Annotated in this window: 11 protein-coding genes and 1 tRNA gene; 2 read left to right on the top strand and 10 right to left on the bottom strand. The window is 64.0% G+C overall.

All coding sequences use genetic code 11. From position 1 onward, the window contains the following. Positions 1-172: 172 nt before the first annotated feature. Entirely contained in the window at positions 173-985 is an 813-nt protein-coding gene (locus HU720_RS09440) for a helix-turn-helix transcriptional regulator (protein ID WP_186519416.1), read from the bottom strand. 179 nt (positions 986-1,164) lie between these two features. Between HU720_RS09440 and HU720_RS09435 the strand changes: the two genes are divergently transcribed. Together HU720_RS09435 and HU720_RS09430 are read left to right on the top strand one after the other, a co-directional pair. Next, positions 1,165-2,607 carry an alanine/glycine:cation symporter family protein gene (locus tag HU720_RS09435; protein ID WP_186519412.1) on the top strand — a complete coding sequence of 481 codons (1,443 nt, stop codon included), beginning with the start codon at positions 1,165-1,167 and terminating at the stop codon, positions 2,605-2,607. A 74-nt stretch (positions 2,608-2,681) separates the two neighbouring features. Further along, positions 2,682-3,671, top strand: a complete 990-nt coding sequence (locus HU720_RS09430) for an asparaginase (RefSeq protein ID WP_186519410.1) — start codon at positions 2,682-2,684, stop codon at positions 3,669-3,671. 41 nt (positions 3,672-3,712) lie between these two features. Here HU720_RS09430 and HU720_RS09425 read toward each other — a convergent pair. The 9 genes from HU720_RS09425 to HU720_RS09385 all read right to left on the bottom strand — a co-directional run bounded on the left by HU720_RS09425 (position 3,713) and on the right by HU720_RS09385 (position 14,358). Further along, positions 3,713-3,808, bottom strand: a tRNA-Sec gene (locus HU720_RS09425). A gap of 8 nt (positions 3,809-3,816) precedes the next feature. Next, positions 3,817-5,739 carry a selenocysteine-specific translation elongation factor gene (gene selB, locus HU720_RS09420; RefSeq protein WP_186519414.1) on the bottom strand — a complete coding sequence of 641 codons (1,923 nt, stop codon included), beginning with the start codon at positions 5,737-5,739 and terminating at the stop codon, positions 3,817-3,819. Further along, positions 5,736-7,160, bottom strand: coding sequence for an L-seryl-tRNA(Sec) selenium transferase (gene selA / locus HU720_RS09415; RefSeq protein ID WP_186519408.1), 1,425 nt, complete (start codon positions 7,158-7,160; stop codon positions 5,736-5,738). The genes selB and selA overlap by 4 nt, the downstream gene beginning before the upstream one ends. A 135-nt stretch (positions 7,161-7,295) precedes the next feature. Continuing rightward, positions 7,296-8,216, bottom strand: a complete 921-nt coding sequence (gene fdhE, locus HU720_RS09410) for a formate dehydrogenase accessory protein FdhE (RefSeq protein ID WP_186519406.1) — start codon at positions 8,214-8,216, stop codon at positions 7,296-7,298. A gap of 4 nt (positions 8,217-8,220) precedes the next feature. Continuing rightward, on the bottom strand, positions 8,221-8,877 hold the full coding sequence (locus HU720_RS09405; protein WP_186519403.1) for a formate dehydrogenase subunit gamma: 657 nt from the start codon (positions 8,875-8,877) through the stop codon (positions 8,221-8,223). Then, positions 8,874-9,824 carry a formate dehydrogenase subunit beta gene (gene fdxH / locus HU720_RS09400; RefSeq protein ID WP_186519401.1) on the bottom strand — a complete coding sequence of 317 codons (951 nt, stop codon included), beginning with the start codon at positions 9,822-9,824 and terminating at the stop codon, positions 8,874-8,876. The genes HU720_RS09405 and fdxH overlap by 4 nt, the downstream gene beginning before the upstream one ends. Continuing rightward, complete coding sequence (gene fdnG / locus HU720_RS09395) at positions 9,824-12,892, bottom strand: formate dehydrogenase-N subunit alpha (protein ID WP_186519399.1); 3,069 nt, start codon at positions 12,890-12,892, stop codon at positions 9,824-9,826. The genes fdxH and fdnG overlap by 1 nt, the downstream gene beginning before the upstream one ends. A 185-nt stretch (positions 12,893-13,077) precedes the next feature. Further along, the gene (locus HU720_RS09390) at positions 13,078-13,560 is read right to left on the bottom strand and encodes a hypothetical protein (protein ID WP_186519397.1); all 483 of its coding nucleotides are present in this window, start codon (positions 13,558-13,560) and stop codon (positions 13,078-13,080) included. A gap of 240 nt (positions 13,561-13,800) precedes the next feature. Beyond that, the gene (locus HU720_RS09385; protein ID WP_186519395.1) at positions 13,801-14,358 is read right to left on the bottom strand and encodes a single-stranded DNA-binding protein; all 558 of its coding nucleotides are present in this window, start codon (positions 14,356-14,358) and stop codon (positions 13,801-13,803) included. Between the last annotated feature and the right edge of the window lie 9 nt (positions 14,359-14,367).

Genomic DNA, 14,367 nt, shown 5'->3' with positions numbered 1-14,367 from the left:
GGGCTGCGCAGCAGCCCTGAAAACCCAAGGGGCTGCTGCGCAGCCCAACGCGGGACAAGCCCGCTCGCCACAAGGGAGCTCGCCACAAGGAGATCTGCCTGGCGAGAGCAGGCTTGTACAAAACCATGGAATCTCGAGCAGAGGCGCTACAGGGCGCTCGAAACAATCACTGCTACTCGATCTCGAACAAGCCGTTGCTGATCATCCCGGCACTCAGGCGTTCGCGGATGTCGTCGTCGATGCGCACATCGTCCGGGCGGTACAGGCGCACCTGGCGGTAGGCATTGATGCGGTTGATTTCCTCACCGAGGTATTCCCAGACCACGCGGGTGCAGGCCGGGTTACGCCGGTCGCCGCTGGACACCCCCGTCTTGAGGCCATTCAGGCGGCTGATACGGCTCTTGAAGCTTGGAATGAGAATGGTCTGGCTCATCTCGTTGAGCGTCAGCGACTCGTAATCGATGAGGAACATGCGGTCCTGCAACTGAAACGCCGCGCCCAGGTAGCGGCAGCGCACTTCGGCGTGCAAGTCGTTGGCGCTGCTGCGCTCCTGACGCTCCTGGCGCTCGAACAGAAAACTGCCGCGCTCCTCGCGCAGGTGCACCAGCGACACCAGGATCGAGCCGGGCACCGACATGCAGTTGGAATACTCGAAGTAATACCCGCAGTAACGCGACAGGTTGCCGGCCTCTTTATGCAGCGGCTTGAACAACTCGCTGATCGGGTCGTCGGCCTGCCCCGGCTGTTCGCTCGGTGTGCGCGCACCGATCAGGCGGGCGAAGTGTTCTGGCGGCAAACCCAGCTCGTAATCCTCCACACCGAAGAAATCGCCGATGCGCTTGAGGTTGTAAGCCGTCGGACGGCTTTGCCCGCTCAGGTACTTGTTGAACTGCGCACGGTTGATTGCCAGTTGACGGCAAACCTCCGAGATAGAGCGGTAGTGGCTACAGGCCAATTTGAGGTTTACAGCGAAGTGATCGGCCATGTTGCCCAGGTCCAGGTGATGCGAATGACGCCATTGTAGCATCAGGTCGCACCAAAACGGAGCAACCCGCGAAATTGTAACTACAGGTGTCATCGCCAAACATGCGCGCTAACGAATAGCGGTGTGCCTGCCATCCGCTGGTCATTCCATACGAAGAATAAGAATCGAGGTCATTTTCAATGCTCGAAGTAATCAACGACTTCCTCTCGGGGAAAGTGCTCATCGTGCTGATCGTCGGACTCGGCAGCTACTTCACCCTCCGCTCGCGGTTTGTGCAGTTCCGCCACTTTGCTCACATGTTCGGCGTCTTCAAGGAATCCCTTCGCGGCCAGGCAGGCCAACTGAGCTCCTTCCAGGCCCTGATGCTGAGCCTCGCCGGCCGCGTCGGCGCCGGTAACATCGCAGGCGTCGGTATCGCCGTAACCCTCGGCGGCCCAGGCGCTGTGTTCTGGATGTGGGTCACCGCACTGGTGGGCATGTCCAGCAGCTTCTTCGAGTGCACCCTGGCCCAGGTCTACAAGCGCGCCGATGGCGATGGCCTGTACCGTGGCGGCCCGGCGTACTACATCCAGCATGGCCTGAAGCGCAAAAGCATGGCGATCGTGTTCTCGATCCTGCTGCTGGTCACCTACGGCTTCGCCTTCATCGGCCTGCAGTCGTACACCGTGACCCACTCGCTGCAAAACGCCTTTGACTTCGCCCCAAGCCACACCGGCCTGGTACTGGCAGTGCTGCTGGCAATCACCTTCATCGGCGGTATCAAGCGTATCGCTGCCGTGTCGGACCTGCTGGTTCCGGTCAAGACCCTGGCCTACATCGGCGTGACCCTGTACGTGATCGGCACCCAGATCGAACACGTGCCAGCCATGCTGGAAACCATCTTCAAGAGCGCCTTCGGCCTCGACCCTGCGTTCGGCGGCCTGCTCGGCAGCGCCATCGTGATGGGCGTGAAACGTGGCGTGTTCGCCAACGAAGCCGGCCTGGGCAGTGCACCTAACGTAGCGGCCGTGGCTGCGGTGAAACACCCGGGCGCGCAAGGCGTGGTCCAGGCGTTCAGCGTGTTCCTCGATACCTTCGTGATCTGCACCTGCACCGCACTGCTGATCCTGCTGTCGGGCTTCTACACCCCAGGCTTCGAAGGTGACGGCATTACCCTGACCCAGAACTCGCTGGCCGCCGTGGTCGGTGACTGGGGCCGTCTGTTCGTCAGCGTTGCACTGTCGCTGTTCGTGTTCACCTGCATCCTCTACAACTACTACCTGGGCGAAAACAGCCTGCAGTTCCTGACCCGCAACCGTGCGGTGCTGATGGGCTTCCGCGCCTTGGTACTGGCGCTGGTGGTATGGGGCTCGATGCAAGACCTGTCGACCGTGTTCGCCTTCGCCGACATCACCATGACCTGCCTGGCGTTCGTCAACCTGGTCGCCCTGGCCATGCTGTTCAACGTCGGCCTGCGTGTAATGCGCGACTACGACGAGCAGCGTAAAGCCGGCATCAAGCAACCCGTGTTCGACTCCAGCAAGTTCGCCGACCTGGACCTGGACCGCGCCGCCTGGCCTGTCCCATCGCAGGCTGAAACAGTCGCTGACAATAGCGCTGTGCAAGCGCAAGCCCAGCGCTGATACGCTCCCCTGCCCCAGCCGCCCCGTTCGTGGGCGGCTGACTTTTCTCGTCACCTCGGCTACGGAATGCTTCCATGCGTCCAGTCATGAACCTTCTCGTCCTTTATACCGGTGGCACCATCGGCATGCTGGAGACTCCGCAAGGCCTGGCGCCGGCGGGTGGCTTCGATGCGCGCATGCGTGAACACCTGGCCCAGCTCAGCGACGCGCCGCAACTGCGCTGGTCGCTGCTCGAACTCAACCCGCTGATCGACAGCGCCAACATGCAGCAGGCCAACTGGCTGGCAATGCGTGATGCCATCGTCGAGGCGGTCGAGCACGGTGGCCACGACGGCGTGCTGGTGCTGCACGGCACCGATACCCTGGCCTACAGCGCAGCGGCCTTGTCGTTCCTGCTGCTGGGCCTGCCGGTACCGGTACTGTTGACCGGTTCCATGCTGCCTGCCGGTACCCCCGACAGCGACGCCTGGGACAACCTGGTCGGCGCCCTGCGCCAATTCGAGCAGGGCCTTGCCAACGGCGTGCAACTGTACTTCCACGGCCAGTTGCTGCATGGCTGTCGCGCGGCCAAGCTGCGCAGCGAAGCGTTCGACGCCTTCACCGCGCCGGCCCGTCATCGCCACGGCGAGCATGCCGCCGAGCTGCCCGCGGCCCTTGGCTATCGCCAGCCGCGCACGCCGGTAAAACTGGCGGTAATGCCGGTGTTCCCAGGCCTTGCCGCCGAGCACCTGCATGGCCTGTTCGCCAGCGGCATTCAAGGTTTGGTGCTGGAATGCTACGGCAGCGGTACCGGCCCGTCCGATGACCAGGCACTGCTCGATGCGCTGCATACGGCGCGGCAACGGGGTGTGGTGATCGTCGCAATCAGCCAGTGCGCAGAAGGCTCAGTGGTGTTCGACACCTACGCCGCCGGCAGCCGCCTGCGTGATACCGGGCTGGTCAGTGGCGGAGGCATGACCCGTGAGGCCGCGCTGGGCAAGTTGTTCGCACTGCTCGGTGCCGGGCTCGATGCCGACGCCACCGAACACTGGTTGGCGCTGGACCTGTGCGGGGAGCGCGCTTAAGCGCAAGCCGAACCACCGCGTTTTTTTGTGCAGCCGGAAAGTGGCGGAAGGCAGCGGGAGTCGAACCTGCCCGGGAACGGATGCCGTCCCCAACCGGGTTTGAAGCCCGGCCGCGCCACCGGGCGCGATTGCCTTCCTTGGTCTGTCAGTGCCTGGCCTGCTGCTGGGCCAGGGCACTATCGATACGGATGTGACGCTGATCGCCGACCCGTCGGGTCAGGCCGAGGCGGTCGAAATATTCGAGAATCTGCACACTGCGTTTGCGACCGATGCCCAACATATCGCGAAACGCGGCAACCTGCACTATCGGCGATGCCTGAGCCTGCTGCAACAGCCGCTCCGCCATGCACGTGAGGGTTGCCTCGGGGTAGAACAGGTCACGCACCACCTGGTGCACCAACCCCAGGCGCGCCAGCTTGCGCAACAACATACGTACATCGCCCTCGCCCACCCCTTGCTCAGCGGCCAGGGTGCGCACCCACGGCGGGTCGAACTCGCCAGCCAGCAAACGCGGTTCAAGACGCGCCCACAGCGCAGTATCGGCGTCGCTCAACTGCACCTTGTGCTGCGGCAAATGCAGCCACGGGCCGCTGCTGCTGATCGCGCCTTCGCCAAGCAGTTCATCCAGCAGGCTGACAAAGGCTGGCCGCTCCAGGGCCATGGCGCAGAAGCGCCTTAGCCGGTCGCGGTCAGGGCCCAACTGGTCGGGTTCTTGCTCATGGAACTGGCCCAGGCGCGCCAGCAGTTGCTCGCGCAGCGCCAGCCAATGGGCGCGGGCAAACAGCAATTGGCCCTGGCGCGTGGCCACCCCCCGCACGTCGCCCGGCAACTGCCAGCTCTCGCGCAGCCGGTTGAACTGGCGCTCCAGGCGCTGCGGGTCGAGGCCGCCCGGGGCGCTGTCGAGCAACGCTGGCAGGGCCTGTTCGAGGGTTTCGGCATCGCGCAGCACCTGCAACTGACGCAGCCGCGCCGGCGAACGCCGGTGCCGGCTGGGGGCGAACGGGTCCAGCACTCGGCCACCGCCCAGGGTGTGCTGGGCGCGCTGGTCACGTAGCACAAGGCGGTCGCCGTGCACGGCCTGCAGCGGCGCGTTGAGCAGCAACTGGGCAAACATGCGTTGCCCACCGCGCAGTTGCTCGCCTTCGAGCAGCGCCACGCGGGCAGTCACATCCTGGGTGCCGAGGTGCACGTGCACCGCGCTGAAATGTTCGAAGGCACGGGCTTCATCGGCCTGCAGCGTCAGCTCGATATCCACCCGCTGGCTTGGCGCGTGCAACCATGCCGGCAGCAGCCAGTCGCCACGATGCACCTGCTCCACGGCCAGGCGCTCGCCGCTGATGTTCAGTGCTACCCGCTGCCCGGCGTGGGCGACCAGCGCCGGCTGGTTTTGCGCGTGCAGGCCGCGCACCCGCACAGGTTTGCCGGCTTTGCCGAGCAATAGCGTATCGCCGGCACTGACCTGCCCGGCCAGCGCGGTACCGGTGACCACCACGCCTGCGCCAGACACCGCAAAAGCCCGGTCCACCGCCAGCCGAAAACCACCTTCGCTACTGCGCTGCCGAACCTTGCCAGCAGCAGCCCGCAAGGCCTGGCGCAATGCATCGACGCCCTGGCCGGTGATGCTCGACAAGGCAAACTGCTGTGCCCCGGCGTAGGGCCCCGCCGCCAGCAACGCAGTGACCTGCGCCTGCACCTCGGCCAGCCGTTGCGCCTCGACACGGTCGCACTTGCTGATCGCCACCAGCGCCTGCGGGATACCCAGCAGCTCGATGATTGCCAGGTGCTCACGGGTCTGCGGCATCACCCCGTCGTCAGCGGCCACCACCAGCAGCACCAGGTCGATGCCATGGGCACCGGCCAGCATATTGTGGATAAACCGCTCATGGCCGGGCACGTCGATGAAGCCGGTCAGCGGCGCACCCTCGGCCAGCGCTGCGTAGCGGTAGCCGAGGTCGATGGTCATGCCACGGGCGCGTTCTTCCTGGCGGGTATCGCCGGCCTGGCCGGTCAGGGCTTGCAGCAGCGCGGTCTTGCCGTGGTCGATATGCCCGGCGGTGCCGACGATCACTGCACCGGCCCCAGGCGCAACGCCGGCAATTGCGCCAGCCACTGCGCCTCGTCATCGAGCTGGCGCAAATCGAGCCACAGGGCATCATCGTCGATACGCCCGAGCACCGGCACCGGCAAGTCGCGCAGCGCCCGTTCAAGCACATGCAGGCTGCGCCCGCGCAGCTTCTTCGACACTAGTGGGCGCAGGCACAACGCGGCACTGGGTAAACGCGCCACCGGCTGGCTGCCACTGCCAATCATGCCCAATGCCGGCGCTACGCTGAGCGACCATTGCTCACCCAAATGCGCCCGCAGTTCAGGGGCCAGGCGTTCGGCCTGAGCCTGGATCTCGGCTTGGCTGCGGGTCAGCAGGCGCAGGCTGGGCAGGCGCTCGGCGAGGCGGTCGGGGTTGCGGTACAGCGCCAGCACCGCTTCGAGCGCGGCGAGGGTGATCTTGTCGACGCGCAAGGCACGTTTGAGCGGGTTCTTCTTGATCTTGGCGATCAGCGCCTTGCGCCCGACGATAATCCCGGCCTGCGGCCCGCCGAGCAGCTTGTCGCCACTGAACGTGACGATGTCGGCGCCGTCGGCGAGGGCCTGGCGCACCGTGGGCTCGGCAGGCAGCCCCCAGCGGGTCAGGTCGAGCAGGCTGCCACTGCCCAGGTCTTCGAGCAGCGGCAGGCCATGCTGGTGGGCGATGTGCGCAAGCTCAGCGGTGGGCACCTGGGTGGTGAAGCCCTGGATGCTGTAGTTGCTGCAATGCACGCGCATCAACAGGCCGGTGCGCGGGTTGATGGCGGCTTCGTAATCGCGGGCATGGGTGCGGTTGGTGGTGCCGATCTCGTGCAGCTTGACCCCGGCGCGGGCCATGATGTCGGGGATGCGGAAGGCGCCGCCGATCTCGATCAGCTCGCCGCGGGAAATAACCCCCTCTTTGCGCGCGCCGAGGCTGTTCAGCGCCAGCAGCACGGCGGCGGCGTTGTTGTTGACCACGGTGACGGCCTCGGCGCCGGTCAGCTCGCGGATCAGGCCTTCGATCAGGTCGTCACGGTCACCGCGCTTGCCGGTGGCCAGGTCGAACTCCAGGTTCAGCGGGTAGCGGGCGGCGGTCTGCATCGCCTCGACCGCCTCCTCGGGCAACAGCGCGCGGCCAAGGTTGGTGTGCAACACAGTGCCGGTGAGGTTGAACACCCGGCGTACCTGGCTGCGCTGCTGGATGGCCAGGCGTTCGCCGGCACGGCCCAGCAGAATTTCAGCAGCAAGCTCGGCGGGGCTCAAGCCACCATTGCGGGCGGGCTCGCGCAGGTCGTCGAGCAACTGGCGCAGGGTGGCCAAGGTGGCTTCGCGGCCGTGGCGGTCGAGCAGCGGCTGGCAGGCGGGGTGGCGCAGCAGGGTGTCGATGGAGGGCAGGCGCAGTGTGCTGGCAGGGCTTGAGGGCATTCGGTACTACCTTGACTGATCCGTTGTCGATGCGGGCGCATTCGCGGGGCAAGCCCGCTCCTACAGAATTTTGTGTAAACATGTAGGGGCGGGCTTAACCGGCGAACAAGGCAACTCGGTATTGCAGTGTAGACCCTACCCCGGCGCCAGCAGCAGGTTCGGCGCCAGGCGCTGAAAGCCCTCCTGGTCCAGGCGAATGTCCAGCGCCAGGCTGGCCAGGTCGTCTGCCAGCGGCTCGGCGTAGGCGTCGTTTTCCAGATAGCTCTGCTTCAGATACCCCTGGCATTGCGGGCAGCACTCCGCACGCAGCGGCGCCTTGCCCGGTGCATGGCGGTCATCCTCAAGGCTGGTGTAGCGCAGCCCTTTGCTCGACTCGCAATACACGCACTTGACCCGCACCACATGCCATTCGCAGGCACACAGCGAGCAGGCCAGGTAGCGCAGGCCGTTATGCTTGCCGCGGTTGCGCACCACCCCCGCCATCGCCGGTGAACCGCAGGCCGGGCATTGCGCCAGGCTGTCGGCGGGCTTAAGTTCAGGCTGCGGCAACGCCAGCAACCAGCTGGCCCAGGCGGCCTGCAACGCTGCGCCAATGAAAGGCACCAGCGCCGCGGGTACAGCGTCGTACTGGCCACTGAGCAAGGCGATGCCCCAGCCTTTGCGCTGAGTGTCATTACTACCGCGCAAACTCGCCAGCGCGTCGCCCAGCGGGCCTTCGGGTTCAGCCTCTAGCCGCTCCAGCAGCGCCTGCAACCACACCAGCCACGGCCCTTCGCGGACCAGGCTGTCAGCGGCCAGCGGCGGCAGCCCATGACTTATGCACAGGCGCTGGCGTTCATCGGCCACCGGCAGCGCGCCCGGGGGGTTATCCACAAGCTGTTGCTGAATGCGGCACAGCCGCGCCATCAGCAACAGGTAGTCGCCGAGGGCATTGCCTGCGGCCAGGTGCTCAAGGCGCGTGGCACGCAAGGTAAACAGGTTGGCAGGCGGCAGATGCAGAAACGGCGGCATGACTGCCGACGCTTCGATCTGCCCGGGTTCGAGAATGGTGCTCAAACGGTCATCCTTCTTTTCGTCCGGGGTTGGGTGGCGTCTTGTCGCCCGTCACGTCCCGGTACCAGAGTTCATGGTGCTTGCGCGCCCAGGCGCGGCTGACCCAGCCATGCAGCATGGCGCCGATGGAGCCCTTGATCCAGATCCCGGCATAAATGTGCACGATGATGCTCAGCACCAGCACGAACGCCGCCAGGGCGTGCAGCAAGGTGGCCAGGCGAATTGCGCCGATACCGAAGAAATGGCTGAAGTAGGCCCGCCAGATCACCACGCCACTGATCAACAGCACCAGCATGCAGGTCAGCAAGGTCCAGAACAGCAACTTCTGGCCGGCGTTGTATTTGCCAATCGGCGGCACGCCTTCTTCCTTGTTCAGCATCACCCGGTCAATGCGCCGCAGCCACAAGCGGTCATTGGCGGTAATGAAGTTGGCGCGCCAGAAGCGCAGCACCAGCCCGAGGAAAAACACGAACATCGCCACGCCGATGAACGGGTGCAGGATGCGCGTCCACGGGCCGCCGCCGAACAGGTGGCTGAGCCAGAACAGCGCCGGGTGGAACAGCGCCAGCCCGGAAAACGCCGCCAGCACGAACAGGATAGCCACCAGCCAGTGGTTGCTGCGCTCGTTGGCGTTGTAACGCAGGATAGGTTTGTCGTCGTTCATGGCCGCTGCTCCCCCTGCCCGTCCGGGCGGTTCGGGTCATAGACATGCACAGCCGGGTCGACCTGCTGGACGCTGGCATCAGGCGCCGGGGCATGCTCGTCCTCCTCGACCCGCTGCGGCCCCACACGCACATAGTGGAAGAACCCGGCCAGCACCGCCGCGCCCATGGCCAACAGCGCCAGCGGCTTGCTGACCCCCTTCCACAGGCCAACCAGCGGGCTGATCACCGGCGCCTCCGGTAGCCCGGCATACAGCTTGGGCGTGTCGGCGTGGTGCAGCACGTACATCACATGGGTGCCGCCGACGCCGTCGGGGTCGTACAGCCCGGCGTTGTCGAAACCACGGGATTTCAGGTCGACGATGCGCTCATCGGCATGCACCTTCATCTCCTGCTTGGTGCCGAAGACGATGGCGCCGGTTGGGCAGGTTTTCACACAGGCAGGCTCCAGGCCCACGCTGACGCGGTCGGAACACAGGGTGCACTTGTACGCCTTGTGGTCCTTCTGCGAAATGCGCGGGATGTTGAACGGGCAGCCCGTGATGCAGTAGCCGCAGCCGATGCAGTGGTCCTGGTTGAAGTCGACGATGCCGTTGGCGTGCTTGATGATCGCCCCAGGGCTTGGGCAGGCCTTGAGGCAACCGGGGTCGGCACAGTGCATGCAGCCGTCCTTGCGGATCAGCCACTCCAGGTTGCCGTCGTCACGCTCATGCTCGGTGAAGCGCATCAGGGTCCAGGTTTCGGCGCTGAGGTCCTGGGGGTTGTCGTAGGTGCCATGGTTGTGGCCCACCTCGTCACGCAGTTCGTTCCACTCCGAGCACGCCACCTGGCAGGCCTTGCAGCCGATGCACTTGGTGGTGTCGATCAGCTTGGCGACCTCGTCCACCTGGCGCACCGAGGGCGGCACCGTGGTGGTGGCCGAGCGGGCAATGATGTCTTGGCTGGCCATCAGAGTTTCTCCACGTTGACGAGGAACGACTTGGACTCCGGCGTCTGGGTGTTGCCATCACCGAGGAACGGCACCAAGGTGTTGGTCAGGTAGCCGTGCCGCGTGGTCCCGGTGAAGCCCCAGTGCAGCGGAATGCCGATCTGATGCACGGTCTGGTTGTTGACCTGCAGCGGGCGAATCCGCTTGGTCACCACCGCAACCGCCTCGATATGCCCGCGCTTGCTCGACACCCGCACTCGATCACCGGCCTTGATGCCCTTCTCGTTGGCCAGCACTTCGCCGATCTCGACGAACTGCTCGGGCTGGGCGATGGCGTTCAACCGGCAATGCTTGCTCCAGAAGTGGAAGTGCTCGGTCAGCCGGTAGGTGGTCGCGGCGTAGGGGAACTGGTCGTGAGTGCCCAAGGTGTCCCACACCGAATCGAAGATGCGCCCGGCCGGGTTGCTGGTGGCCTTTTTGTTATGCGGGTGCAGAGGGTTGATGCCAATCGGCGTCTCGAACGGCTCGTAGTGCTCGGGGAATGGCCCTTCGGCCATTTTGTCGATGGCAAAGAAACGCGCCACCCCCTCGGGGTTCATGATGAACGGGTTCATCCCTGCCTCGGGCGGCGAGTCGACCTTGAAGTCGGGTACGTCTGTGCCGGTCCAGGTTTTGCCGTTCCACCACACCAGGCGTTTTTTCTCAGGGTCCCAAGGCTTGCCTTGCGGGTCGCTGGAGGCGCGGTTGTAGAGGATGCGGCGGTTGGCCGGCCAGGCCCAGGCCCAGTTCTGCACCTGATGCATGCCGTACGGGTCGCTGTTGTCGCGCCGGGCCATCTGGTTGCCCTGCTCGGTCCAACTACCGGCGAAAATCCAGCAACCGGACGCCGTGCTGCCGTCGTCTTTCAATTGGCCGAAGCCCGCCAACTGCTGGCCGGCCTTGAGCACCGCGCCGGTCGGGTCGGTCTGGTCGCTGACCGCCCAGCCGTTCATCTCTTTGGCCAGCTCTTCAGGCGAAGGCTCGTCGGCGATCTTGTACGGCCAGCTGATGTTCAGCAACGGGTCGGGGTAGGCGCCGCCTTCGGCCTGGTAGCGGTGGCGCAGGCGCAGGAACAGCTCGCTCATGATCTGCACGTCGGTGCGCGTCTCGCCCGGGCCATCGGCGCCCTTCCAGTGCCACTGCAACCAGCGGCTGCTGTTGACCAGCGAGCCGTCTTCCTCGGCAAAGCAGGTGGTGGGCAGGCGGATCACTTCGGTCTGGATATTGGCCGTGTCGACGTCGTTGTAGGGGCCGGCATTGCGCCAGAACTCGGACGTTTCGGTGGCCAGCGGGTCCATCACCACCAGCCACTTGAGCTTGGCCAGGGCGGCGGTGACGCGGTTCTTGTCCGGCAGCGCAGCAATCGGGTTGAAGCCCTGGCACATGTAGCCGTTGACCTTGCCCTGGCTCATCATCTCGAACATGCGCAGCACGTCGTAGGCCGGTACGTCGAGCTTGGGTAGCCAGTCGTAGCCCCAGTTGTTTTCAGCCGTGGCGTTGGCGCCATACCAGGCCTTCATCAGGCTGACATGGAACTTGCCGTAGTTCTGCCAGTACGACAGTTGGCCTGGGCGCAGCGGTTTGGAGGCGCGCTTGTCGATGTAGCTTGCGTAGTCCTGTTCGGCATCGCCGGCCAGGGTCAGGTAACCCGGCAGCGAGTTGGACAGCAGGCCCAGGTCGGTCAGCCCCTGAATGTTGGAGTGCCCGCGCAGGGCGTTGACCCCGCCACCCGGCATGCCGACGTTACCCAGCAGCAACTGGACCATGGCCGCACTGCGGATGATCTGCGCGCCGATGGAGTGCTGCGTCCAGCCCAGCGCATAGAGGATGGTCATGGTCTTGCCCGGCACCGAACAGGTGGCGATCTCTTCCCAGACTTTCATCATCTGTGCCTGGGGCATGCCACAGGTCATGCTGGCCAGCTCAGGCGTGTAGCGGCTGTAATGCTGCTTCATCAACTGGAATACGCAGCGCGGGTGCTGCAGGGTCGGGTCGACCTTGGCAAAGCCGTCCTCGCCCAGCTCATAACCCCAGCCAGACTTGTCGGCATACACGCGCTTGGCTTCGTCGTAGCCGCTGAACAGCCCGTCCTCGAAACCATAGGTTTCTTTGACGATGAACGACACGTCGGTGTAATTGCGCACGTATTCGTGCTGGATCTTGTCGTTGCTCAGCAGGTAGTTGATCAGCCCGCCCATGAAGGCGATATCGGTGCCGGTGCGGATCGGTGCGTAGTAGTCCGCCACCGATGCGGTACGGGTAAACCGCGGGTCGACCACGATCAACCGCGCCTTGTTGTGCGCTTTGGCTTCGGTCACCCACTTGAAGCCGCACGGGTGCGCTTCAGCAGCGTTGCCGCCCATTACCAGGACCAGGTTTGCGTTGGCGATGTCAGACCAATGATTGGTCATCGCGCCACGGCCGTACGTCGGGGCAAGACTTGCCACCGTCGGGCCGTGTCAGACACGCGCCTGGTTATCGAACCCCAGCATTCCAGTGGCACGAATGACCTTGTGGGTCAGGTAACCCGCTTCGCTCGAGGCCGCCGAAGCCGCCAAAAAGCCCGTGGTGAGCCAGCGGTTGACCGTCTGGCCTTGGGCGTTCTTCTCGATGAAGTTGGCGTCACGGTCCTTTTTCATCAGGTCCGCCACCCGGTCGAGGGCTTCATCCCAACTGACCCGGGTCCACTCGTTGCTGCCGGCCTTGCGTACTTGCGGGTACTGCAGGCGGTTGGGGCTGTGGATAAAGTCCAGAAGGCCTGCGCCTTTCGGGCACAAGGTGCCGCGGTTGACCGGGTGGTCGGCGTCGCCTTCGATATGGATGATGTTCTGTTTGACGTTCTTGCCCGCATCACCCTGGCTGTACATGATCAGGCCGCAGCCGACCGAACAATAAGGGCAGGTGTTACGGGTTTCCTTGGTGTGCGCCAGCTTGAAGTGGCGCACCTGCTCGGCGAACGCCGGCGCGGGGGCCATACCCAGCGCCGCAAGGCTTGAGCCTCCAAGGCCGACGGCGGCGACCTTGAAGAATTGCCGACGGTTGAGATCCATCGTGCACTCCTGATCAGGTTTGGACGCACGGGACCTTGCCGGCGCCTCTGTGACTTCACGGTTGGCGATACGCAGACCGCCAACCGTTAAGAGTAGCCAAGAATCAGACGAATGCGATGACGTGGGTCAAAACCCAGGTGCGACGGGCTGCTTGCGAACGGCCCGCCTGGTTTGAAGCAGCGAAATCAGTGCGAGCCAGGCGCAGGCGGGGCAACGGGGGTAAGTGAAAAATTGAAGTCATCACCACCCAGATAGTGAATGTTCACACTTTCTGTCACATCTTCACCGTCAAGCCCGACAAACCTGAACAGCGACCGCACAAGTACCTCAGGGGGCAGCGACCTTTTCGCATACAACGCGTTGCCAATCACATAGACGAAGCCACCTACCGTAGCAATCGGGCCTGGGTACATTTGCACGAACTGGGTGAAGGTGGGGCCGGTAAGAATGCTGTAGGTGATCGTCGACGGGCCGAACATGATGGTCAATATGCCCACGACCGTGATCGCAAGCCCTACGAACGAAAGTATGCGGAAGTAGATGGCCCCTTCGATACTGGTCTGCAGGTGCTCGGCATAAAGCGCCGAGAAACCAAGCATTTGGTAATCTTCGGCCATGGACGTCAGTTGGATTTCGTTAGTGCTGATACCTTCAGTGCTGCCTTGCATCGCCCGCTCCTTGAAAAAAACGGATGGTAACTAACTGCAGCGAGAGAAAGCTATGTGATCGATAAATACTCAGAAACTTCGTGCTGCTTACAGGAAAGACCGCGTTATTAATTTATGGGTCAAATGTGGCAAATGTAGCGCTGTCTCAGCTGCGCTCGAAGCGCGAAACAGGCAGGCATAAAAAAACCCAAGGCACAGGCCTTGGGTTTTTTGGCTTGGCGTTACGCCGAGCGCTTTCGCTCAGAACGGAATATCGTCATCGAAACTGTCGAAGTCAGCAGCCGGCTGCGGCGCAGGCTGTTGCGGCGCTGGGCGCTGCTGGGCCTGTTGCGGGCGCTGGGCCTGCTGGCGTGGCGGAGCCTGGTTGTACTGCTGCTGTTGCTGCTGGCCACCCTGGTTGTAGTTGTTGCCACCACCCTGGTTGTACTGGTCGCCGCCGCCTTGCTGGCCCTGCGGACGGCCGCCAAGCAGCTGCATGGTGCCGTTGATGTCGACGATGATCTCGGTGGTGTAGCGCTTGATGCCGTCTTTTTCCCACTCGCGGGTTTGCAGCTTGCCTTCGATGTAGCACTGCGAACCTTTGCGCAGGTACTCGCCAGCAATTTCGGCAACCTTGCCGAACAGCGAAACACGGTGCCACTCGGTGCGCTCGACCTTCTGGCCAGACTGCTTGTCGGTCCACTGCTCGCTGGTGGCCAGGCTCAGGTTGGTCACGGCGTTACCGTTGGGCAGGTAGCGGACTTCGGGATCCTGACCACAGGTACCGACCAGAATGACTTTGTTAACCCCACGGGCCATAACGTTCTC

It is taken from the genome of Pseudomonas sp. SWRI51 (genome assembly GCF_014268825.1).
In the GTDB taxonomy this organism is placed as follows: domain Bacteria; phylum Pseudomonadota; class Gammaproteobacteria; order Pseudomonadales; family Pseudomonadaceae; genus Aquipseudomonas; species Aquipseudomonas farsensis.
Note: the sequence above shows the minus strand (reverse complement) of the source record. Positions and strands in the feature narration are given on the sequence as shown.